Origin of the sequence: Streptomyces sp. NPDC127084 (assembly GCF_042724175.1) — a bacterium.
GTDB lineage: Bacteria > Actinomycetota > Actinomycetes > Streptomycetales > Streptomycetaceae > Streptomyces.
In genome coordinates this window covers 18,981-39,713 of sequence record NZ_JBHXFA010000051.1, presented here as the reverse complement: position 1 = coordinate 39,713, position 20,733 = coordinate 18,981, and the positions used below count along the sequence as shown (strand labels likewise).

20 protein-coding genes and 1 pseudogene are annotated in these 20,733 nt (G+C 70.3%); 12 read left to right on the top strand and 9 right to left on the bottom strand.

The features are described 5' to 3' along the window. Positions 1-118: 118 nt before the first annotated feature. Positions 119-721 (bottom strand): DUF461 domain-containing protein, encoded by a 603-nt coding sequence (locus ACFWI9_RS14750; RefSeq protein ID WP_387161959.1) that lies wholly within the window; start codon positions 719-721, stop codon positions 119-121. A gap of 855 nt (positions 722-1,576) precedes the next feature. Here ACFWI9_RS14750 and ACFWI9_RS14745 point away from each other — a divergent pair. From ACFWI9_RS14745 to folE, 9 genes are all read left to right on the top strand, one after another. After that, positions 1,577-2,059, top strand: coding sequence for a CarD family transcriptional regulator (locus ACFWI9_RS14745; RefSeq protein WP_017945956.1), 483 nt, complete (start codon positions 1,577-1,579; stop codon positions 2,057-2,059). A gap of 512 nt (positions 2,060-2,571) precedes the next feature. After that, a complete protein-coding gene (gene ispD / locus ACFWI9_RS14740; RefSeq protein ID WP_387161940.1) occupies positions 2,572-3,321 on the top strand; it encodes a 2-C-methyl-D-erythritol 4-phosphate cytidylyltransferase in 750 nt (249 codons plus the stop codon). Beyond that, complete coding sequence (gene ispF / locus ACFWI9_RS14735) at positions 3,311-3,823, top strand: 2-C-methyl-D-erythritol 2,4-cyclodiphosphate synthase (protein ID WP_387161939.1); 513 nt, start codon at positions 3,311-3,313, stop codon at positions 3,821-3,823. Before ispD ends, ispF begins: the two co-directional genes overlap by 11 nt. An 81-nt stretch (positions 3,824-3,904) precedes the next feature. Beyond that, entirely contained in the window at positions 3,905-4,312 is a 408-nt protein-coding gene (locus ACFWI9_RS14730) for a PPOX class F420-dependent oxidoreductase (protein ID WP_387161937.1), read from the top strand. Between the two features lie 422 nt (positions 4,313-4,734). Further along, positions 4,735-5,868 (top strand): zinc-dependent metalloprotease, encoded by a 1,134-nt coding sequence (locus ACFWI9_RS14725; protein ID WP_387161935.1) that lies wholly within the window; start codon positions 4,735-4,737, stop codon positions 5,866-5,868. Positions 5,869-6,023: 155 nt separating this feature from the next. Then, entirely contained in the window at positions 6,024-7,100 is a 1,077-nt protein-coding gene (tilS, locus tag ACFWI9_RS14720; RefSeq protein ID WP_387161933.1) for a tRNA lysidine(34) synthetase TilS, read from the top strand. Positions 7,101-7,192: 92 nt separating this feature from the next. Further along, positions 7,193-7,732, top strand: coding sequence for a hypoxanthine phosphoribosyltransferase (gene hpt, locus ACFWI9_RS14715; protein WP_387161958.1), 540 nt, complete (start codon positions 7,193-7,195; stop codon positions 7,730-7,732). 204 nt (positions 7,733-7,936) lie between these two features. Beyond that, positions 7,937-9,973 (top strand): ATP-dependent zinc metalloprotease FtsH, encoded by a 2,037-nt coding sequence (gene ftsH / locus ACFWI9_RS14710; RefSeq protein ID WP_387161931.1) that lies wholly within the window; start codon positions 7,937-7,939, stop codon positions 9,971-9,973. 134 nt (positions 9,974-10,107) lie between these two features. Further along, positions 10,108-10,713 (top strand): GTP cyclohydrolase I FolE, encoded by a 606-nt coding sequence (folE, locus tag ACFWI9_RS14705; protein ID WP_387161930.1) that lies wholly within the window; start codon positions 10,108-10,110, stop codon positions 10,711-10,713. A gap of 112 nt (positions 10,714-10,825) precedes the next feature. On the opposite strand, the gene ACFWI9_RS14700 is transcribed toward folE, so the two are convergent. From ACFWI9_RS14700 to ACFWI9_RS14675, 6 genes are all read right to left on the bottom strand, one after another. Then, complete coding sequence (locus ACFWI9_RS14700; protein ID WP_387161928.1) at positions 10,826-11,320, bottom strand: DUF3180 domain-containing protein; 495 nt, start codon at positions 11,318-11,320, stop codon at positions 10,826-10,828. 103 nt (positions 11,321-11,423) lie between these two features. Next, positions 11,424-12,011 carry a 2-amino-4-hydroxy-6-hydroxymethyldihydropteridine diphosphokinase gene (gene folK, locus ACFWI9_RS14695; RefSeq protein ID WP_387161927.1) on the bottom strand — a complete coding sequence of 196 codons (588 nt, stop codon included), beginning with the start codon at positions 12,009-12,011 and terminating at the stop codon, positions 11,424-11,426. Next, positions 12,008-12,367, bottom strand: a complete 360-nt coding sequence (gene folB / locus ACFWI9_RS14690; protein ID WP_387161925.1) for a dihydroneopterin aldolase — start codon at positions 12,365-12,367, stop codon at positions 12,008-12,010. The genes folK and folB overlap by 4 nt, the downstream gene beginning before the upstream one ends. Positions 12,368-12,586: 219 nt before the next feature. Next, positions 12,587-13,090: a nuclear transport factor 2 family protein gene (locus ACFWI9_RS14685; protein ID WP_387161923.1), complete on the bottom strand. Its 504-nt coding sequence runs from the start codon at positions 13,088-13,090 to the stop codon at positions 12,587-12,589. Beyond that, complete coding sequence (folP, locus tag ACFWI9_RS14680) at positions 13,087-13,884, bottom strand: dihydropteroate synthase (RefSeq protein ID WP_387161956.1); 798 nt, start codon at positions 13,882-13,884, stop codon at positions 13,087-13,089. Before folP ends, ACFWI9_RS14685 begins: the two co-directional genes overlap by 4 nt. A 177-nt stretch (positions 13,885-14,061) precedes the next feature. Further along, positions 14,062-15,915, bottom strand: a complete 1,854-nt coding sequence (locus tag ACFWI9_RS14675; RefSeq protein ID WP_387161921.1) for a phosphatidylglycerol lysyltransferase domain-containing protein — start codon at positions 15,913-15,915, stop codon at positions 14,062-14,064. Positions 15,916-16,112: 197 nt separating this feature from the next. Here ACFWI9_RS14675 and ACFWI9_RS14670 point away from each other — a divergent pair, with 197 nt between their 5' ends. The 3 genes from ACFWI9_RS14670 (at position 16,113) to ACFWI9_RS14660 (ending at position 18,887) form a co-directional block, all read left to right on the top strand. Further along, positions 16,113-17,225, top strand: coding sequence for an alpha/beta hydrolase (locus ACFWI9_RS14670; RefSeq protein WP_387161920.1), 1,113 nt, complete (start codon positions 16,113-16,115; stop codon positions 17,223-17,225). A 147-nt stretch (positions 17,226-17,372) separates the two neighbouring features. Beyond that, the gene (locus tag ACFWI9_RS14665; protein ID WP_387161918.1) at positions 17,373-18,401 is read left to right on the top strand and encodes a hypothetical protein; all 1,029 of its coding nucleotides are present in this window, start codon (positions 17,373-17,375) and stop codon (positions 18,399-18,401) included. A gap of 363 nt (positions 18,402-18,764) precedes the next feature. Then, positions 18,765-18,887 carry a hypothetical protein gene (locus ACFWI9_RS14660; protein WP_387161917.1) on the top strand — a complete coding sequence of 41 codons (123 nt, stop codon included), beginning with the start codon at positions 18,765-18,767 and terminating at the stop codon, positions 18,885-18,887. A gap of 29 nt (positions 18,888-18,916) precedes the next feature. Here the strand turns inward: ACFWI9_RS14660 and ACFWI9_RS14655 are convergent, their stop codons facing one another. Both ACFWI9_RS14655 and ACFWI9_RS14650 read right to left on the bottom strand, forming a co-directional pair. Then, the gene (locus ACFWI9_RS14655) at positions 18,917-20,059 is read right to left on the bottom strand and encodes an NADH-quinone oxidoreductase subunit D (protein ID WP_387161916.1); all 1,143 of its coding nucleotides are present in this window, start codon (positions 20,057-20,059) and stop codon (positions 18,917-18,919) included. A gap of 80 nt (positions 20,060-20,139) precedes the next feature. After that, positions 20,140-20,733: pseudogene (locus tag ACFWI9_RS14650) on the bottom strand (hypothetical protein); the annotation flags it as partial.

The window sequence follows — 20,733 nt, the reverse complement described above, 5'->3', positions numbered from 1 at the left end:
CACAGCCCCCGCGCCACCGGCCGCCCCGGACACCAGCGCTCGGCCCCCCGACTCTCTCCGCCCCCGCTGCCCGCCCGCGCGCCCCCCCCCGACATGCGCACGCGTGTTCTGGGAGCGGTCAGTGCCCGGCGGCAGCGGACTCGGGAGCACCCGACTCGTGAGCCCCCTCCTCGCCCTCGCCGCCGTGCCCGGCCTCGGGAGCACTCGGGCTGGAGGCGGGGGCCGACGGGGACGCGGCCGGGGGCTGCGGGATCACCGAGGGGCCGTACGACGTGTAGTCGCCGGCCGCCGGCACGACGAAGGCGTCGAGGCTGACGTCGCCGGTCTCGCTGAAACGGAAGACGACCTTCTGAGGCTCGCCGTCCGCGGCCGCCTCACGGCCGTTGTCGATGACGGCGGACGCGTTGCCCTCGCCGCCGAGGAGCACGGAACCACCGGCCGGCACGATGACCGGACCGCTGCCCTCGGCCGGGCTCAGCTTCACGGTCAGACCGGTGTCCGGCAGCGTGATGGACTCAAGGGTCTGGTCCTTGGTGCTGTTGTTGAACACCGTCCCCGAGACGACCGCCGGACCCTCGGCCTTGAGGTCGGGCTGGGTGATGACCGTCGCGTTCTGGATCTTGATGTCGCCGACCGTGGTGGCGGCGTTGTCGGGCTTGATCTCCAGCGTCTGGGCATCATTGCCCGCGCCGCAGGCGGAGAGCGAGGCGACCGAGATCATCAGTGCGGCGGCGGCGATGGCGCCGCGCCGAAGGCTGCGGGCGCCCCCGGGCGACGTGTGGGGGAGGCTCACGGCGGCGGCAACTCCTTGGACGTACGGACTGGCTGAAGGTCTTACAGGTCTTACGGGTCTGCACGAGTACTGTGCGGCGGTCGTACAGCGGGCTTAGGTTACCGACCCGCGGTCGGCCTCCCGCACCCGACCCGCCCCTGAAGCGATCACGCTCCCGCGGAGCCGTCCCGGGGGCTCTCCCGGGCCGCTCCTTCCGCGCTCTGCCGAAGCGCGTCCCGGCCGCCCCCCGGCACCGCCGCCGCTCCTCACCGGTCTCACCGGTCACTCATCACTTCACTTGCCACTTGTTCCTCGTTACCACTTGATGATCGCCGGCGCGTCACCGACGGGGATTTGGTCCGCTGTTCACATTAGGCCGGTGATCAATTCCGCAGGCCATCACACATTTCTCGCGGAAAAACCGCTGACTGTTCCTCTAGGGCAGCCCTCGGATGCCCCTCGGGGACTCTCGGATGGCCCTTGGTGATCAATTCGGGATTCCTTCCCGACATCCATCCGCTCGGGTGATCGATCCTCGAACGGAGTATGTGAAGCGGGCGACCAGGAACCGGGCAAATCGGGACATTCATTCACTCAAGTGATGGATGTGGTGCGGGTAACGTGCACGTTTCCGTGCGCTCGTACAGCGGCTCCGACCTGCGAATACCCAGTTGCGGAAGGCGTCCGCAGCACGTCCGGGTTGCTGTTGTCAAGCCCCGAGATATGCCCTGACCTGCGAAAACGCCATTCAGAAGTGGCCGTTCTCGTGTTACTCTGGATAGCCACGGAAGGGGTACCTGTCACATGACGTTCAAGGTTGGCGACACCGTGGTCTATCCCCATCACGGGGCCGCGCTGATCGAGGCCATCGAAACTCGCCAGATCAAAGGCGTGGACAAGACCTACTTGGTGCTCAAGGTTGCTCAGGGTGACCTGACGGTTCGTGTGCCGGCGGACAATGCGGACCTCGTTGGTGTGCGCGATGTGGTCGGTCAGGACGGGCTCGACCGGGTCTTCGACGTGCTGCGCGCACCGTATGCCGAGGAGCCCACGAACTGGTCCCGTCGCTACAAGGCAAATCTCGAAAAGCTCGCCTCCGGCGACGTCATCAAGGTCGCCGAAGTGGTGCGCGACCTGTGGCGCCGCGAGCGCGAGCGCGGACTCTCCGCAGGTGAGAAGCGCATGCTGGCCAAGGCTCGCCAGATCCTGGTGAGCGAGCTGGCGCTCGCGGAGAACACCAACGAGGACAAGGCCGAGGCTCTGCTCGACGAGGTCCTCGCGTCCTGACGCCGGTGCGTGACGCCCGCGTGCGCGTTGCGCAGCGTCCGCGTTCGCAGCGTAGAACTGAATGCCGCGGTGCCCGCTGACCAGCTGATGAGGTTGTGTCGCCGGGCACTGCGGCATGTTCGTAAGATCGGGTGCCACGTGTACTCGTCGCCCGTACCGGACGTATGTGTACCCGCTTGTTGCTCGTTACCCGCATTCGTCCGTAACTCAGCTAGCTCAGCAACCCCTGATACCCCGACTTTCCCCGTCCGTCCCCTCACCATGGCGCGTCCGGTGCAGCCGCCCGACCAGCGTCACGGAAGGGTCCGGTCAGGGCGTCGTACCCGGCGCTCCCCCGGAAATCCAGCCGGGGGTGCATCCCAGGCCATACCCACCTCGGCCGAGGACACAAACCTGGCCAGCGACATCTACGTCTTGGCCATGTCAATTCGGGGACGCCCGGGACTGCCGGGACTGCCGGAAATTCCGGGATGCATGCTTCAGGGGAACATCCGACCTCCGGAGTGGAACCGATGTCAGACCACACACGCACCGGCCGCACCGCCGCGGTGATCCCCGCGGCGGGCCGGGGCGTTCGGCTCGGCCCGGGCGCACCCAAGGCGCTCCGCACGATCAGCGGCACCCCCATGCTGATCCACGCCGTACGGGCCATGGCCGCCGCCAGAGCCGTCTCACTCGTCGTCGTGGTCGCCCCACCGGACGGCGCCCCCGAGGTCAAGCACCTGCTCGACGCGCACGCGCTCCCCGAGCGCACCGACTATCTGGTGGTGCCCGGCGGTGAGACCCGCCAGGAGTCCGTACGCCGCGGCCTGGACGCTCTGCCCGAGACCGTCAGCACGGTCCTCGTCCATGACGCCGCCCGCCCCTTGGTCCCTGTCGACACAGTCGACGCGGTGATCGAGGCCGTACGCGACGGGTCACCGGCTGTCGTCCCCGCGCTGCCACTCGCCGACACGGTCAAGCAGGTCGAGCCGCGCGCCGAGGGAGAGCCCGAGCCGGTCACCGCCACCCCCGACCGCGCCCTGCTGCGCGCCGTGCAGACCCCGCAGGGCTTCGACCGCGAGACCCTCGTACGCGCCCATGAGACCTTCGCCGCCGTGAGCGGCGAAGGCGCCACCGACGACGCCGGGATGGTCGAGCGGCTCGGCGCGCCCGTAGTGGTCGTACCCGGCCACGAGGAGGCGTTCAAGGTGACCCGCCCGCTGGACCTCGTGCTCGCCGAGGCCGTACTCGCCCGCAGGAGGGCCAACGATGGCTTCTGAGAGCGCCGCCTCCACGCCTCCCGCACTTCCCATGCCCCTCGTGGGCATCGGCACCGACGTCCACGCCTTCGAGCCGGGTCGCGAACTGTGGTGCGCCGGCCTGCTGTGGCCCGGTGAGGACGGGCTCGCCGGGCACTCCGACGGCGATGTCGCGGCCCACGCCGCCTGCGACGCCCTGTTCTCCGCCGCGGGTGTCGGCGACCTCGGTGCCCACTTCGGCACCAGCCGTCCCGAGTGGTCCGGCGCGTCGGGGGTGGCGCTGCTCACCGAGGCCGCCCGGATCGTGCGCGCCGAAGGGTTCGAGATCGGCAATATCGCGGTCCAGGTCATCGGGGTACGGCCGAAGATCGGCAAGCGCCGCGACGAGGCCCAGCGGGCGCTGAGTGGGGCCGCCGGCGCCCCGGTGTCCGTCTCCGGCACCACCACCGACGGTCTCGGGCTGACCGGCAGGGCCGAAGGGCTGGCAGCGATCGCCACGGCGCTGGTCTTCCGCGCGTCCTGACGTGGCGCGGGCGGGATGTGGGGTAGACGCGGAGGTGACGTTCCACCACTCCCATCACTCCGGTTCGGAAGGAACAGCGCCGTGACCGCCTCGCTCAGCGACGAGCTCAGGGACCTGCTCGACAGCCCCCAGTTCGTGAACATCGCCACCATCCAGCCGGACGGAAGCCCGCAGGTCTCTCCCGTCTGGGTCAAGCGGGACGGGGACGACCTCCTGATCTCCACGACCATCGGCCGGCGCAAGGAGAAGAACCTCCGGCGCGACCCCCGGGCCACCGTGGTCGTGCAGCCGTTCGACGCGCCGTACACGTACGCCGAGATCCGCGGCACCGCCACGCTCACCACGGAGGGCGGCCAGGAGCTGATCGACGAGCTGTCCATGAAGTACACCGGCAAGCCGTACGCCGAGTTCAACCCGGCGGCTGGCCAGGACGCACCGCGCGTGGTCGTCCGGATCACCCCGCGCAAGGTCGTCGGCGCGCTGGCCTGAGTCGGGCTGGGCTGGGCTGGGGCGCGGTGTGCGCTCCGTGCCCAAGGCCCGGCGCGCCGACCGGAGCCGGCCAGGGTCCGCAGTGCGATCCGGGGCGCGGCCATGGTGCTGCGCCGCCCAGGACCAGTGCCCTGGTACGCCGGCCAAAGCCCGGCCATGGCGCGGGCGCCCTGGCGACCCGGACGACCCTTCGGGTGATCTGACGGGTGATCTCACGGGCGACCTCGTGGCGGACCGGGACGACCTCCTGCGCCCCGGAGGCCCGGCGAGCGCCCGGTCCGACATCCGAGGGTGTCCCCGCGTCCCCGCGCACCCATGGGCGACCCGGCGGCCCCGTGACTGGCCTGAGCGGCCCTTGAGTCCGCTCGCTCACGTGTGCGTGACCCGCTGGCAGCAGGCCGCCGACCACGTACGGTTGACGCATGACGAGCATCGGTGGTGCCGCTTCCCCTGGGATGGTCGACTGGAACCTCGCGGTCGCGACCGCGACCCGGCTCGTACGGCCGGGTCCCGACATCAGTCGCGACGAGGCGCGCGCCGTCGTGGCCGAGCTGCGCCGGCATGCGAAGGCTTCCGAGGAGCACGTCCGCGCGTTCACCCGGATGATCCCCGACGGCCATGTGCCCGAGGACACTCCGGTCCTGGTCGTGGACCGGCCCGGCTGGGTGAAGGCGAATGTCGCGGGCTTCCGCGAGTTGCTGGCACCGCTGCTGGGCAAGCTCGAGGAGCGCAGGTCGGCGACCCCGGGCGGCGCCGTCTTCGGCGCGCTCGGCGGCAAGGTGACCGGTGTCGAACTGGGCATGCTGCTGTCGTTCCTGGCCTCCCGGGTCCTCGGCCAGTACGAGACCTTCGCGCCCGTCAGCCGCGAGCTGCCCGGCGCCCCCGGCAGCAACGGCAGGCTGCTGCTGGTCGCGCCGAACATCGTGCACGTCGAGCGCGAGTTGGATGTCGCCCCGCACGACTTCAGGCTCTGGGTCTGCCTTCATGAAGAGACCCATCGCACCCAGTTCACCGCCGTGCCCTGGCTGCGCGACCATCTGGAGGGCGAGATCCAGGCGTTCCTCGCCGAGACGGATGTCGACCCCATGGCGGTGCTCGAACGGCTGCGCGAGGCTGCCCAGGCGCTTGCCGGGGGGCGTCCCGAGGGCGAGGAGGATGAGAGCCGCTCCCTCGTGGAGCTCGTACAGACCCCGCAGCAGCGCGAGATCCTCGGCAGGCTGACCGCGGTCATGTCCCTGCTGGAAGGCCACGCCGACTTCGTGATGGACGGGGTCGGACCGCAGATCGTGCCGTCCGTCGGCGAGATCCGCGAGAAGTTCCAGGCCCGCCGCGCCCGTGGCGCCTCCCGGCTCGACCTCGCGCTGCGCAAGCTGCTCGGGCTCGACGCCAAGCTGCGCCAGTACCGGGACGGCGAACGGTTCGTACGAGCCGTGGTCGGTGAGGTCGGGATGGACGGGTTCAACCGGGTATGGACCTCGCCGAACACCCTTCCCACCAAGGCGGAGATCGCCAAACCGGCGGACTGGGTCGCGCGGGTGCACCGTAAGGCAGACTGAGCCGTAATCACCCATCCGAGGGACCGTGGCCCATGGATAGGCGTGCAATGCTCGGGGAACGGCCCGGTTCTGTCACCATCGACGCACTCTGAGTGACGGACCATCCCGTCCCGACTCCGACCGAGGCACCCCCAACTTCACGAAGGGCATCGGACATGGGTCCCCATCCTGCGGTCGCGGCGATACGCCTGGCGGTTCGCCGCGTACTCCACGACGTACTCAACGAACTGAGCGAGCTCCCCCACGAGATCCCGCACGGCCTTTCGCATGCCGCGGTCGGGAGCGGCCGCCCGGGCCGCGCCGCACGACTCGCGACGGCCGAACCGCCGCTGGTCCTGGTCGCCTGCTCCGGTGGCGCCGACTCCATGGCGCTCGCTTCCGCCCTGGCCTTCGAAGCCCGCAAGCTGGCCGTACGCGCCGGCGGAGTCACCGTGGACCACGGCCTCCAGGCCGGTTCAGGATCGCGCGCAGCCGAGGTCGCCGCCCGGCTCACCGAGCTGGGACTCGACCCCGTCGAGGCCATCGCCGTCACGGTCGGCCGCGACGGAGGCCCCGAAGCCGCCGCACGGGACGCCCGCTACGCCGCACTGGACGAGGCCGCCGACCGGCTCGGAGCCGCCGCCGTGCTGCTCGGGCACACCCGGGACGACCAGGCGGAGACGGTCCTGCTGGGCCTCGCCCGTGGCTCCGGTATCCGCTCGCTCTCCGGCATGGCCGCCGTGTCCCCGAGCGGCCGGTACCGCCGTCCCTTCCTCCAGCTCGACCGGCAGACCGCCCGCAAGGCCTGCCTCGTACAGCAGCTCCCGGTGTGGGACGATCCGATGAACGCCGACCCGGCGTACACCCGCTCCCGGCTGCGCCACGAGGGCCTGCCCGCACTTGAGAAGGCCCTCGGCAAGGGCGTGGTCGAAGCCCTGGCCCGCACCGCCCAGCTGTCCCGTGACGACGCGGACGCGCTGGACGCCTGGGCCGCCGATGTCGACGCCTCCGTACGGGACGAGACCGGTCTGCTCGACTGCGCGAAGCTCTACGCGCTGCCCCCCGCGGTACGCCGCCGGGTCCTCAGGCGGGCACTGGTGACAGCCGGTTCACCTGCGGGTTCGCTGTTCGCCCGGCATGTCGAGGAGGTCGAGCGGCTGATCACCGGCTGGCGCGGCCAGCGGGCCATCAACCTGCCCGGCCGCGTCGAGGCCCTCCGCCAGGGTGGCAGACTGGTCATCCGGCAGGGCTGAGCCGGTCCTGCCGACAGGGCCGGGCGATCGGGACGCATCGGGACGCCGGGCAGCGGCAGCGACAGAAAGCGACGCGGGTGAACGAGAAGGACATGGGCGCCGATCTCAAATCGGTGCTCATCACCAAGGAAGAGATCGACGCGAAGCTGGCCGAGCTCGCCGCGAAGATCGACGCGGAGTACGCCGGCAAGGACCTGCTCCTGGTCGGGGTCCTCAAGGGCGCCGTGATGGTGATGGCGGACCTGGCGCGTGCGCTGTCCACCCCCATCACGATGGACTGGATGGCGGTGTCCTCGTACGGCGCCGGCACCCAGTCCTCAGGAGTGGTCCGCATCCTCAAGGACCTGGACACCGACATCAAGGGCAAGCACGTCCTGATCGTCGAGGACATCATCGACTCCGGCCTGACCCTGTCCTGGCTGCTGTCCAACCTGGGCTCGCGCGAGCCGGCCTCCCTTGAGGTCTGCACCCTGCTGCGCAAGCCCGACGCGGCGAAGGTCGCCATCGACGTGAAGTGGATCGGCTTCGACATCCCGAACGAGTTCGTCGTCGGCTACGGTCTCGACTACGCCGAGAAGTACCGCAACCTGCCGTTCGTAGGCACCCTCGCACCACACGTCTACGGCGGCTGACCGCGGCTGACGGCGACCGCGGGTAACCGCGGGCGGCACGGGAACCCGTGCCGCCTTCCCGCCGTTGGAGCATGGGAAGGCGGTCACCGCTGACAAAGCTGGGGTACCGTCCGAAGAACAGTCTTTTCAGTTGAGTGTCATTGCAGCTCTCATAGCAGCATTTACCTACGGGCAGGAGGGACGGAGCGACACCGCTCCGTATGGATGGACGTGAAGCGATACTTCCGTGGGCCGGTCATGTGGATCGTGCTGGCTGTCCTCGCCGTGGTCGTGCTGATGCAGATTGTCGACCAGTCGGGCGGCTACAAGTCGGTGGACACCGCCAAGGTGGTCCAGGCGATCAACAAGAACCAGGTCAAGCAGGCCAAGCTGACCACCGGCGATGAGCAGATCATCAAGATCGAGCTGACCGACGGCCAGAAGATCAACGGCAGCGACAAGGTCCAGGCGAACTACATCGGCGACCAGGGCGTCGAGCTGGCCCAGACCCTTCAGCAGAAGTACGACGCCGGCGAGATCAAGGACGGCTACTCCGTCTCGCCCGAACGGCAGAGCCCGATCCTGTCGGTGCTGTTCTCACTGCTGCCCTTCGTGCTGATCGTGGTCGTCTTCCTGTTCCTGATGAACCAGATGCAGGGCGGCGGCTCCCGGGTGATGAACTTCGGGAAGTCCAAGGCCAAGCTGATCACCAAGGACACCCCCAAGACCACCTTCTCCGATGTGGCCGGGTCCGACGAGGCCGTCGAGGAGCTCCAGGAGATCAAGGAGTTCCTCCAGGAGCCGGCGAAGTTCCAGGCCGTCGGTGCCAAGATCCCCAAGGGTGTGCTGCTGTACGGCCCGCCCGGCACCGGCAAGACGCTGCTCGCGCGCGCCGTAGCGGGCGAGGCGGGCGTCCCGTTCTACTCGATCTCCGGTTCCGACTTCGTGGAGATGTTCGTCGGTGTCGGTGCCTCCCGGGTGCGCGACCTCTTCGAGCAGGCCAAGGCCAACGCCCCGGCCATCGTCTTCGTGGACGAGATCGACGCCGTCGGCCGGCACCGAGGCGCGGGCCTCGGCGGCGGACACGACGAGCGTGAGCAGACCCTGAACCAGCTCCTCGTGGAGATGGACGGCTTCGACGTGAAGGGCGGCGTCATCCTGATCGCCGCCACCAACCGGCCGGACATCCTCGACCCGGCGCTGCTGCGCCCGGGCCGCTTCGACCGGCAGATCGCCGTCGACCGCCCCGACATGCAGGGCCGCCTGGAGATCCTCAAGGTCCACCAGAAGGGCAAGCCGGTCGCCAAGGACGTCGACCTCGGGGCCGTCGCCCGCCGTACCCCCGGCTTCACGGGTGCCGATCTGTCGAACGTGCTCAACGAGGCCGCCCTGCTCACGGCCCGCAGCGACAAGACGCTGATCGACAACCACATGCTGGACGAGGCGATCGACCGCGTCGTGGCGGGTCCGCAGAAGCGGACCCGGATCATGTCCGACAAGGAGAAGAAGATCACCGCGTACCACGAGGGCGGACACGCCCTGGTCGCGGCGGCCTCCCCGAACTCCGACCCGGTCCACAAGATCACGATCCTGTCCCGCGGCCGGGCACTCGGCTACACGATGGTGCTTCCGGAAGAGGACAAGTACTCGACCACGCGCAACGAGATGCTCGACCAGCTCGCGTACATGCTCGGTGGGCGTGCGGCCGAGGAGCTGGTCTTCCACGACCCGACCACGGGCGCGGCGAACGACATCGAGAAGGCCACGGCCACGGCTCGCGCCATGGTCACGCAGTACGGCATGACCGAGCGCCTCGGCGCGATCAAGTTCGGCGGTGACAACACCGAGCCGTTCCTGGGCCGCGAGATGGCGCACCAGCGCGACTACTCGGAAGAGGTCGCGGCGCTGGTGGACGAAGAGGTCAAGAAGCTCATCGAGACCGCGCACAACGAGGCCTGGGAGATCCTGGTCGAGAACCGCGACGTGCTCGACAACCTCGTTCTCGCCCTGCTGGAGAAGGAGACCCTCGGCAAGGAGGAGATCGCCGAGATCTTCGCACCGATCGTGAAGCGCCCGGCCCGCCCGGCGTGGACCGGCTCCGCTCGCCGCACCCCGTCCACCCGCCCGCCGGTGCTCTCGCCGAAGGAGCTGGCCCTGACCAACGGCGCGGCCAACGGCACCGCCGCCGGTGCGGGCAGCACGGTGACGGATGTCACGAAGACCGCGGCCGAGCCGGTCGCGGAGGACCGACCGGAGGCCTGATCAGGCGAGTCTGCCCGAGGGGGCTGGTTTGCCAGGTTTACCGGAATGAACGCAGCACTCCCCAGGTTCTAGCCTGGGGAGTGCTGCGTTATGCACGTTTTTCACGCCGATGGCAGGACAGGAACGAGGCACACATGACCGACCCGGTGACGCTGGACGGCGAGGGCACGATCGGCGAGTTCGATGAGAAGCGCGCCGAGAACGCCGTGCGCGAGCTTCTGATCGCGGTCGGCGAGGACCCGGACCGTGAGGGCCTGCGGGAGACGCCGGGGCGGGTGGCACGCGCCTACAGGGAGATATTCGCCGGGCTGTGGCAGCGGCCCGAGGACGTGCTGACCACGACGTTCGACCTGGGGCACGACGAAATGGTCCTGGTGAAGGACATCGAGGTCACCAGCTGCTGCGAACATCATCTGGTCCCTTTCAGGGGCGTGGCGCATGTCGGCTACATCCCGTCCACCAGCGGAAAGATCACGGGGCTTTCCAAGCTGGCCAGGCTCGTGGACGTGTATGCCCGCCGTCCGCAGGTACAGGAGCGCCTGACGACGCAGATCGCGGACTCCCTGATGACGATCCTGGAGCCGCGCGGTGTGATCGTCGTGATCGAGTGCGAGCACATGTGCATGTCGATGCGGGGGATCCGCAAGCCCGGCGCCAAGACCATCACCTCGGCGGTCCGGGGGCAGCTGCGGGATGTGGCGACACGCAACGAGGCGATGAGCCTGATCATGGCGGACTGACGCCCGCCTGCTCGTGTCGGGTGCCGGGGTCGGCCGCGGGGTCTCGCGCCGTGTGCCCCGGCCGCCGGGCCCGTCGGGTCTTCCAGCCGGTCGGGTCTTTGAGCGCGCTCTTTCAGGCGGTCGGTACGCGGCCCGTGCCGTTCGGCGCGTTGTCGCCGTCTTCCGGGAGCTTGCAGACCCGTTCCAGGAACAGCGCCGCAGCGATGACGGCGAAGCCCGCGAGCACCGAGAAGCCGGCATAGATCGCCTGGTCGCGGCGGGCCGGGATGTCGAGGGAACCGAGCAGGAACACGGCGGTCCCGGCGTACATGCCGCTGACCAGCGCGGCGACCAGGGCGCTGGCCTGGCCGAAGACGACGGCGCGGGCGGCCATGATGGGCTCGACGCCCTTGGCGCCGGGGCGGCGTTCGCGCTGGGCGCGGAGGCGGTTGCGCAGGGAGAGCGCGGTGGCCGCCAGGACGGCGGCGATCGCGGCCAGGACGATCGGCGCGGCGAGCGGCACGCCCGGTAGCGTGCCGAACGCGTTCCACAAACGCGCGGCGGCCCAGGACAGCACCCCCGCCACCACGAAGAGCCCGGCCAGTACCCCAAGCCGCAGTTGCTTCACCGTGTGTCCTTGTGTCCCTTGTGTCTTCGCCTCGGTGCTCCGGGAGCTCCCCGGAGCCACCGCGGCAGTCCGGAGGTGCCGGCGGTCCCGTAGAGCCTAACGACTACTCAGGCAGCCGGAGTTCCAGGTCGGCCCGCGCCACGACGCCCTCCCGGCCGAGAGCCGCGAGCAGCTCGGCGATGGCTCCGCGACCGGGCAGCTGGGCGGCCGGGTCCACGTCGTGCCACGGGGCGAGGACGAAGGCCCGCTCATGGGCGCGGGGATGGGGCAGGGTGAGGACGGGGTCGTCGGAGAGGACCTCCGCGTAGGACACGATGTCCACGTCGATGGTGCGCGGGCCCCAGCGCTCCTCGCGCACCCGGTCGAAGGCCTCCTCGATGGCGTGGGCGCGCTCCAGCAGGGAGCTGGGCGGCAGGGTGGTCTTCACCACGACCACGGCGTTCAGATACGCGGGCTGGGAGCCGGGAGCGACGCCCCAGGGCTCCGTCTCGTAGACCGGTGAGACCGCCTTCACCCGGACTCCCGGGGTGTCCTCCAGCGCGTCCACGGCGCCCTGGAGGGTCTCCAGCCGGTTGCCCAGGTTGGAGCCGAGGGCGATCACGGCACGTTTCGGGTTGGAGAGGGTGATGTCCGCCGCGTCGACCTGCTCGACGACTGCGGCGGGCACCGGCTGCACTGTGGGGTCGCTCATGCTCGGCTCCGGGTGATCGTGACGGTCACGTCGTCGAACGGGACGGTGATCGGGGCGTCGGGCTTGTGCACGACCACCTCGACCTCCTGGACCCCTTCGTGCTTGAGGCACTGCTGGGCGATCCGCTCCGCCAGTGTCTCGATGAGGTCCACCGGCTCGCCCTGGACGAGGGCGACGACCTCTTCCGCCACCACTCCGTAGTGCACCGTCTTCGAGAGGTCGTCGTCGGCCGCGGCGGCGCGGGTGTCGAGGCTGAGTACCAGGTCGACGATGAAGGTCTGGCCCTCCTCCCGCTCCCGGGGGAAGACACCGTGGTGCCCGCGGGCCTTGAGGCCGCGCAGCGCGACACGATCCACGCGAATCACTCCTGCAAGTCATCGGTCCGGCTTGCCGGACGTCCGGCAAGGTGGTGGTGCGGCAGCGCACGGTTCTGAATCTACCTGCGAGGTCCGACAGCACCGGCCCACGGGGGAGGGGGCGGCGCCGGCAGCGGACTGGAAGCGGCGCCTACCCCGTCTGCGTCCGTACCAATCCGGGGCGGTGCCCGCCCGGGTTCGTACGGCCCTCAGGTCCACTCAGGCGGGGGATTCGTCGTCTTCGTCGTCTTCGTCGTCGGATTCGGTCAGTACGGGTGACCCGTGATGGGACCAGATCCGCCAGCCGTCCGGTGTGCGGCGGAACACATTCGTCGCCACCACGAGCTGCCCGACCAGCGGACCGAGCTCGCCCGCCTCTTCCGACGGCCCTCCGCTGAGGATGTTCTCGGTGCAGGTGACCACGGCGGTGTCGTCGGCCACACTGACCCGGACATCCGTGAGGAAGAACTGGATGTACTCGGTGTTCGCCATGATCAGCGCGTAGGAGCGGAGCACCTCGCCCCGCCCCGACAGCACGGGCCATCCGGGATGCACACAGGAGATGGTGTCCCCTTCGATGCCGCCGCCGTTGTCCGGGCCGTCATCGAGCCAGAGGGTGGCCAGCTCTTCGAAGTCGCCGCGTTCCATCGCCTCGTAGAAGGCGGTGTTGGCGGTTTCGACCTCTTCGATATCCGTATGGGGCGTGGCGCCGGCGTCGCTCACAGGGCTCCCTCGACGGCGCGTGCGACCCGTACGGCGTCCGCGGTGGCCCGTACCTCGTGTACCCGCACCGCCCAGGCACCCTCGTGCGCGGCGATCGCCGAGACCGCGGCGGTGGCCGCGTCGCGTTCACGGGCGGGGGGCGGGCCGGACGCGCCCTCGGCGAGCACACGGCCGAGGAAGCGCTTGCGGGACGCCGCGACCAGCAGCGGGCGGTCGAGTGCGCGGAGCCGCGCCAGATGGGCGACGAGGGCGAGGTCGTGTTCGGCGTGCTTGGCGAAGCCGAGACCGGGGTCGAGCACGATCCGTTCGGCGGCGACCCCGCCCGCGACCACCGCGTCCATCCGTTCGCGCAGTTCGGTCAGCACTTCGGCGACCACGTCCCCGTAGACCGCCCGGCTGTTCATGTCCTCGCTGAAGCCGCGCCAGTGCATCACCACGAAGGGCACCTCCGCGTCGGCGACCGCGGGAATCATCCGGGGGTCGGCCAGCCCTCCGGACACGTCGTTGACCAGGGCCGCACCTGCCGCGACGGCCTGCGCGGCGACAGAGGCGCGCATGGTGTCGACGGAGACGGTGACGCCCTCGGACGCCAGCCCGCGGACGACGGGGATGACGCGCCGCAGCTCCTCGTCCTCGTCCACCCTGGTGGCGCCTGGGCGGGTGGACTCCCCGCCGACGTCGACCAGGTCCGCTCCGGCGGCCACCAGGTCGAGCCCGTGCTTGACGGCGGCAGTGGTGTCGAACCAGCGGCCCCCGTCGGAGAAGGAGTCCGGCGTCACGTTGACGACGCCCATGACCGCGCAGCGGTCCCACTCCGGCAGGCCCCTGACCGTGCCACGGCCGCGCTCGTGCACTCCCTGTGGCTGCTGCGACGACGTACTCATGCGTCCAAGCCTAGTGCTGGGAGCCGTACGGCCCACCGGGAAGCCGGACAGCGGCTACGACGCCCGCGGCCCCGCCGTCCCGGACGGCTATGCCGCGCGGGCCTCGCCGTCCCCGACGACGACTGCGGCGGCCTGCCGGATGTGCTGGACCTGGTGGGCGCAAGGCCGCTCCGAGCGGACCTTGCGGCGGCGCAACGGGCGCGGCAGGGCGACGGTCACGAAGCCCTCCGCCTGCATCGCGGCGAAGCCGATGCGCGGGAGGTCCCGGGTGCTGCGGAAGACCACGAACCGCGGCTCCCAGCGCGGTTGGAACTTCGCGTTGAACTTGTACAGCGACTCGATCTGGAACCAGCGGGACAGGAACACCAGCAGCCCGCGCCAGGTCCGCAGCACCGGTCCCGCGCCCAGCTTCTCGCCGCGGGCGAGCGCCGAGCGGAACATCGCGAAGTTCAGCGAGACACGCTCGATGCCGATCCTCGGGGAGTCCTGGAGCGCCGCCACGATCAGCAGCTCGTTCATTCCGGGGTCGGCGGAGCGGTCGCGGCGCATCAGGTCCAGGGACATGCCGTCCGTGCCCCAGGGGACGAAGTGCAGTACGGCCTTCAGGTCGCCGTACGGCGAGTCCGGGTCCTCCTTGTGCGCGGTGGCTATGACGCTGTCACCGTCGGAGGGGTCGCCGATCCGGCCGAGTGCCATGGAGAAGCCGCGTTCGGTATCGGTGCCGCGCCAGTCCGCGGCGGCCCGGCGTATCCGCTCCAGCTCGCCGTCCGAGAGGTCACGAACGCGGCGAACCCGGGTCTCGTAACCATTGCGCTCGATACGCTTCACCATCTGGCGCACGTTCCGCATGGCGCGCCCGCTCAGCGAGAAATCCGCGACGTCCACCACCGCCTCGTCACCGAGTTCGAGGGCGTCCAGACCGGTCTCGCGGGTCCATACCTGGCCGCCGGTCTCGGAGCAGCCCATCACGGCGGGGGTCCAGGAGTGGGCCTTGGCCTCGTCCATGAACCGTTCGATGGCGCCCGGCCAGGCCTCGACATCGCCGATCGGGTCGCCGCTGGCGAGCATCACACCGGAGACCACGCGGTAGCAGACCGCGGCCTTGCCGCTGGGCGAGAAGACGACGCCCTTGTCCCGGCGGAGCGCGAAGTGCCCGAGCGAGTCGCGCTTGCCGTGCCGGGCGAGGAGTTCGCGCAGCCGGGCCTCGTCGTCCTCGCTGAGCCGGGCGGCCGGCTGCTCGGGGCGGAAGGCGAGATAGACGGTCGTCACCGCGGTGAGCAGGCCGAGCGCGCCCAAGGAGTAGCCGACGGTCCAGTCCACTCCGCCCCGGTATCCGACGGGGCCCTCGAAGCCGAAGAGACCGAAGAGGACGTGTTCGAGCCGGTCAGCGAGGCCGGGGTTGCCGATGACCTTGTTCGGGTGAGCGCTGACGATGACCAGGCCCAGGCCGATCGAACCGGCGCCCATCAGTACGAAGTTGGCGAGTGCCCACCAGCGGCTGCTCGGGTCGGGCAGCGCGGCGAACTGGTTGCGGTGTCGCAGCAGCAGGGTGAGCAGCGCCAGCGAAAGAAGCACGCCGATGACCGAGTTGCGGTACATGAACTGCGCGACCGCCCCGGCCGGCAGCAGCACCACCGCGGCGCGCCAGGCCCGCCGCTTGTTGCGCTTGAGGCCGTGCGCGAGCAGCAGCAGCAGTACGCCCGCACTGAGCGACAGCGCCGCGGCGAAGGGTCCGAGCGCGCCCGGGAGGACCTCGGCGAGTGCGTGCATCCGGCTGTGCCGGAAGCGCGGGAACACGCCTGCGGCGATGTCGATCAGGCCGATGAACGTGCAGGCCGTACCGACCAGCGCGGGTACGGATTCGGCGCGCGGCCCACGAAGGATCCGGCGTACCCGAACCGGAACCAACCCCGACTTGTCCCCATCTACCGTGACAGACATCGCTTCCCGTACTTCCGAGAGAGAGATTGTGAGTCCCTCGCCGCAGAATCGTCGGCGCGGACAGTGCGCTCTCTAGGACGACTTCTCGGGGCAGCGGGTTCATCCGCGCACAGGAAATTCTCAGGTGCCGGGCCCTCATTCGCGTCCCTCTCCACGTTGCACGTGTCCGCGTCTCACGGAAGTAGCCTGATCACCTCATGGGTCTCACCAGTAACAAGGTCCTGGCGCTGGCCATTCTCGCCGCAGTGGCGCTCTTCGCCGTGACGATCTGGCTGTGGCCGCGGCTGTCCCGTACCGGGTGGCGCAGTGTGCTGGGCCGGATCGGTCTGCTGCTGGCGACCCAGTTGGCGATCTTCGCCGCCGTCGGTCTCGCCGCCAACAACTCCTTCCTGTTCTACGGTTCCTGGGCCGATCTCCTCGGCAGGGAGCAGGAGATGGGCGTGGTGGTCGACCACGCGGCGAGCAGCAAGCACGTCAAGGTGGTCGGCAAGCAGAAGACGGGCGTTCCGGGCGACTCACGGCCCGCGGTCGGCGGGCAGATCCACAAGGTCGTGATCAAGGGCGCGCGGTCCGGTATCGACAGTCCGGCCTATGTGTACCTGCCGCCCCAGTACTTCCAGTCCGAGTACGCCGCCAAGACGTTTCCCGCGGCGGTCGTGCTGACCGGCTACCCGGGCACCGCGGAGAATCTGATCAAGGGCCTCAAGTACCCGCGAACGGCATACGACCAGGCCAAGAGCGGCAAGATGCAGCCGATGATCCTGGTCATGCTGCGTCCGACCGTCGCCCCGCCGAGGGACACCGAGTGCGTGGACATCCCGGGCGGCCCGCAGACCGAGACCTTCTTCGCCAAGGACCTGCCGGCCGCGATATCGGCGACCTACCGCGTCGGGAGCAAGCCCGGCAACTGGGGGTTCATGGGGAACTCGACCGGTGGCTACTGTGCACTGAAGATCGCTCTGCACCACCCGGAGCAGTTCGCGGCGGGGGCCGGGCTGTCCGCGTACTACAAGGCGGCTGAGGACGCGACCACCGGCGACCTGTTCCGCGGCGACAACAGCGCCCGGAAGCGGGCGAATCTGCTGTGGAGCCTGAAGAACCGCCCCCAGGGCGCCTCCTCCTTCCTGGTCACTTCGTCCGAGCAGGGTGAGAACAACCTCGGTGGCACGCTGGAGTTCATCAAGCGGGTCAAGTCCCCCGCGCGCGTCTCCTCGATCATGCTGGACAGTGGCGGGCACAACTTCAACACCTGGCGCCGTGAGGTCCCGCCGGCGCTGGTGTGGCTGAGCGGGCGGCTCAGCGCCGCGTGAGGTGCGGTGTTATGGGGCTTTTCTCCGGGTTGGGTTTGAAGGGTGGCTGCCATACGCGACCGGTCAGCCGACGGGCTGTTCGAACTGTCCGAAGAGATTGCCCGGCAGACCCCCCATTCGTCACCTACGCACGGTAAATTTCAGGCCATGCCACGTGGACGCCACCGCCATTCACCGCCTCTGCACCAGCTCATGCCGCCGTCCGCGGTCGCTGGGGCTTCGGTTCTCATTGCCGCCGGCGCCTGGCTGTTCGCGGATACGCTCGTGCTCCGCTTCATGGTCGCGGCGGCGGCGGCCGCCGCGGTCACCGGCGCTGTGCTCATGCGCAGTTGGGACCGGAGCGCGGGCCGCCGCGTCGCCGAGCTCACCCGCGCCCGCGCCAGTGATGCCTGGAAGACCGAGGAGCGCCTCGCCGAGCTGGAGTCCGACCTCGACGAGTCCCGCGAACTGCGCGCCAAGCTGGACGCCAAGCTCCGCGCCAAGCGGGTCGAGCTGGCGAAGCTGCGCAACGAGCACGCCGCACTGCTGAGGCGTTACGCGACCGCCGAGACCGAGCGGGCCAGCGCGCTCGAAGGCCGCAGACAGCTCGCGATCGAGGCCTCCGCGCCGAAGGAGCTGCCCGCGGCCGGCTCCACGCCGACCCCGTCCGCGTACCTGCGGGCCGCCGACGCGCTGGAGAACCTCTCGCGCAACGCCGCGACCCAGCAGGCCAGGCACATCGCCGAGGAGGCCCGCCGCCGCGATCTCGCGGACCGGGCGCGTGAGGCGGACGAGTCGCGGGGGAAGCACGCGGCGGTCGGCGGGACAGAGCAGCACACCCGCCCGCCGTCCGCCGGCCACGCCCTTCCCGCGCTCCCCGTCCTTCCCGCGCTCCCCGCGCGGAAGCCGATGCCGATCGCCTCGGCGGTCGTCCCGTACGCGGCACGCCAGCCGCGCCCGCTGGGTGGCTTCGACTTCTTCGGCGCGAGCCGTCTTGCCGCCGCCGCCGAACTCGCGGCGGTCCAGGAGGAGGACCTCGCGGACGTGGTGGGTGAGGAAGCGCTGGCCGAGGCTGCGGAGGCAGCGGGCGCCGACGCCGGGGCGCAGGACCGGCCGGCCGGTGAGGTCATCGACCTGACCGAGCACGACGAGACGGAACAGCTCGACGTCACGGAGCTGCGCACCGCCATCTCCTGATCGGTGGGGCAACGGGACACGCAGTGAGGGCCGATCGGCGTCAGCGCCGGTCGGCCCTCAGCGCTATGTGCCCGAGGCCGACGTGATGCCGTCCGGTCAGCCGGTGGTACTCCCGGTGAGCGGCTGCCCATCGCCGAGCGGTCGGCCCTTGCCGCACGGTTGCCCGTCGGCGCCCGGCGCCTCATCGGCCGTCGCGGTAGGCCGCTTCGGCCGGGCGGAGGACCGCAGCAGGACGGCCGCGAGGAGAAAGGAGCAGGTGACGAGGCCCGAGCCGATGCGGAAGGCGAGCTGGTAACCGCCGTGAGTGCCGCGACGGTGCTTTCCCCCTCGCCCAGCAGGGCGTCCGTATGCGAGGTGGCGAGCGTGCTGAGGACGCCCATGGCCCGCGAGCTGCACGCGAGTCTGACCGGGCTCGTCGACTGGGCGGAACGCCACCGGACCGACATCGCCGCCGCCCGCGCCGGCTACGACGCGGCCACCGCCTAGAAGTTCCGACTGGCCCTAGACGCGGAGGGCTACTTGTCGATGTCTCCGACCACGAAGAACATGGACCCCAGGATCGCCACCATGTCCGCGACCAGCGTCCCCGGCAGCAGCTCGGTCAGCGCCTGGATGTTGTTGTACGAGGCCGACCGGAGCTTGAGGCGGTACGGCGTCTTGTCGCCCTTGGAGACCAGGTAGTAGCCGTTGATACCCAGCGGGTTCTCGGTCCAGGCGTAGGTGTGCCCCTCAGGGGCCTTCAGTACCTTCGGCAGCCGCTGGTTGATGGGTCCGGGCGGCAGCTCGGCGAGCCGGTCCAGGCAGGCATCCGCCAGTGCGAGGGCGTTGTGGGTCTGCTCCAGCAGGCACTCGAAGCGGGCCAGGCAGTCGCCCTCGCTCCGGGTGACCACCCTCAGGGTGTCCTGGAGCTCCCCGTACGCGAGATACGGCTCGTCGCGCCGCAGGTCGAAGTCGACGCCCGAGGCACGGGCGATCGGCCCGGAGACCCCGTACGCGTGCGCCGTCTGCGGGGTCAGTACGCCGACGCCGCGGGTGCGGCCCCGGAAGATCTCGTTGCCGAGGACGAGCCGGTCGTACACGTCCATCCGCGAACGCACATCGGCGACCGCCGCACGGGCCCGCCCGGTCCAGCCGGCCGGCATGTCCTCCTTGAGTCCGCCGACCCGGTTGAACATGTAGTGCATCCGGCCGCCGGAGATCTCCTCCATCACGGTCTGGAGCTCCTCCCGCTCACGGAAGGCGTAGAACACCGGGGTGATTCCACCCAGTTCGAGTGGGTACGACCCGAGGAACATCAGGTGGTTGAGGACGCGGTTCAGCTCGGCGAGCAGGGTTCGGGTCCAGACGGCGCGCTCCGGGACCTCCATGCCCAGCATGCGTTCGACAGCCATGACCACGCCGAGCTCGTTGGAGAAGGCGGACAGCCAGTCGTGGCGGTTGGCCAGCATCACGATCTGCCGGTAGTCGCGCGCCTCGAACAGCTTCTCCGCGCCCCGGTGCATATAGCCGATCACGGGCTCCGCGTGCTGGACGCGCTCTCCGTCGAGAACGAGTTTCAGGCGGAGCACACCGTGGGTGGAAGGATGCTGCGGCCCGATGTTCAGCACCATGTCGGTGCTCTCCGCCGCGCCGCCGATGCCGACCGTCGTCTCCGTCATGGCGACAGTATCCCCCGGCCGTGCGAGTGACGGCGGCCCCGCCCGAAGACCGGACACCTCGGTGAAGCCCTGGCGGGAGATCAGCGCTCGTTCGCCGGACCCGGCACCGGCTGGAGCAGCCATACGAAGTCGCCGAGCCCGCCCCGCGCGATCAGCTCGGCCGCCTGGCCCGCCACAGCGAGGGCACGCACGTATCCGGCGGGATCGGAGGACGCCAGGGCCAGCGGTGGACGCCCGCCCGAGACACCGAGGCGGCGCAGCGCCTCGCGCTGGCTCAGCAGCTCGCCACCAGGGCCCGTGCGGGCGTCCGAGCAGGCATGGAGGCAGGCGTCCAGGGCGACGTGTGCGGTGATGTCGCAGCCGCCGTCCGGGACCGGGCGGACCTCACGCCCCGCGCGGAAGCCGGTGAGGCTGCCGAACGGAGGCCGGGTGCCGGTGGTGTGCGCGTAGTCGACGGCGACGGCGAGCCCGGCGCCCAGCGTGGCCACGGGGGCGGCCCCCCCCCCCGCGCGCGGCGCCGCCCCGAGCGGCGCCGCCCCCCGCGCCGCCCCCGCGCCGCCCGCGGGGCCGCCGGCCCCCCCCCCGGCGGCGGCCCGCGCGGCGGGGGGGGCGCCCCCCCCCCCCCGCGTTTCCGTGTACGGACCGGGGCTTATCCCGCTGTGCCCGGCACCTTG

What these genes read in the sequence shown, in the direction of transcription:
- tilS (WP_387161933.1), top strand. Translation starts at nt 6,024, where the DNA reads ATGGGTCCCCATCCTGCGGTCGCGGCGATACGCCTGGCGGTTCGCCGC.
- ACFWI9_RS14745 (WP_017945956.1), top strand. Translation starts at nt 1,577, where the DNA reads ATGACGTTCAAGGTTGGCGACACCGTGGTCTATCCCCATCACGGGGCC.
- ispF (WP_387161939.1), top strand. Translation starts at nt 3,311, where the DNA reads ATGGCTTCTGAGAGCGCCGCCTCCACGCCTCCCGCACTTCCCATGCCC.
- ACFWI9_RS14750 (WP_387161959.1), bottom strand. Translation starts at nt 721, where the DNA reads ATGATCTCGGTCGCCTCGCTCTCCGCCTGCGGCGCGGGCAATGATGCC.
- ispD (WP_387161940.1), top strand. Translation starts at nt 2,572, where the DNA reads ATGTCAGACCACACACGCACCGGCCGCACCGCCGCGGTGATCCCCGCG.
- ACFWI9_RS14665 (WP_387161918.1), top strand. Translation starts at nt 17,373, where the DNA reads ATGCCACGTGGACGCCACCGCCATTCACCGCCTCTGCACCAGCTCATG.
- ACFWI9_RS14725 (WP_387161935.1), top strand. Translation starts at nt 4,735, where the DNA reads ATGACGAGCATCGGTGGTGCCGCTTCCCCTGGGATGGTCGACTGGAAC.
- ftsH (WP_387161931.1), top strand. Translation starts at nt 7,937, where the DNA reads ATGGACGTGAAGCGATACTTCCGTGGGCCGGTCATGTGGATCGTGCTG.
- ACFWI9_RS14675 (WP_387161921.1), bottom strand. Translation starts at nt 15,915, where the DNA reads ATGTCTGTCACGGTAGATGGGGACAAGTCGGGGTTGGTTCCGGTTCGG.
- folE (WP_387161930.1), top strand. Translation starts at nt 10,108, where the DNA reads ATGACCGACCCGGTGACGCTGGACGGCGAGGGCACGATCGGCGAGTTC.
- ACFWI9_RS14655 (WP_387161916.1), bottom strand. Translation starts at nt 20,059, where the DNA reads ATGACGGAGACGACGGTCGGCATCGGCGGCGCGGCGGAGAGCACCGAC.
- folP (WP_387161956.1), bottom strand. Translation starts at nt 13,884, where the DNA reads ATGGGCGTCGTCAACGTGACGCCGGACTCCTTCTCCGACGGGGGCCGC.
- ACFWI9_RS14670 (WP_387161920.1), top strand. Translation starts at nt 16,113, where the DNA reads ATGGGTCTCACCAGTAACAAGGTCCTGGCGCTGGCCATTCTCGCCGCA.
- hpt (WP_387161958.1), top strand. Translation starts at nt 7,193, where the DNA reads ATGGGCGCCGATCTCAAATCGGTGCTCATCACCAAGGAAGAGATCGAC.
- folK (WP_387161927.1), bottom strand. Translation starts at nt 12,011, where the DNA reads ATGAGCGACCCCACAGTGCAGCCGGTGCCCGCCGCAGTCGTCGAGCAG.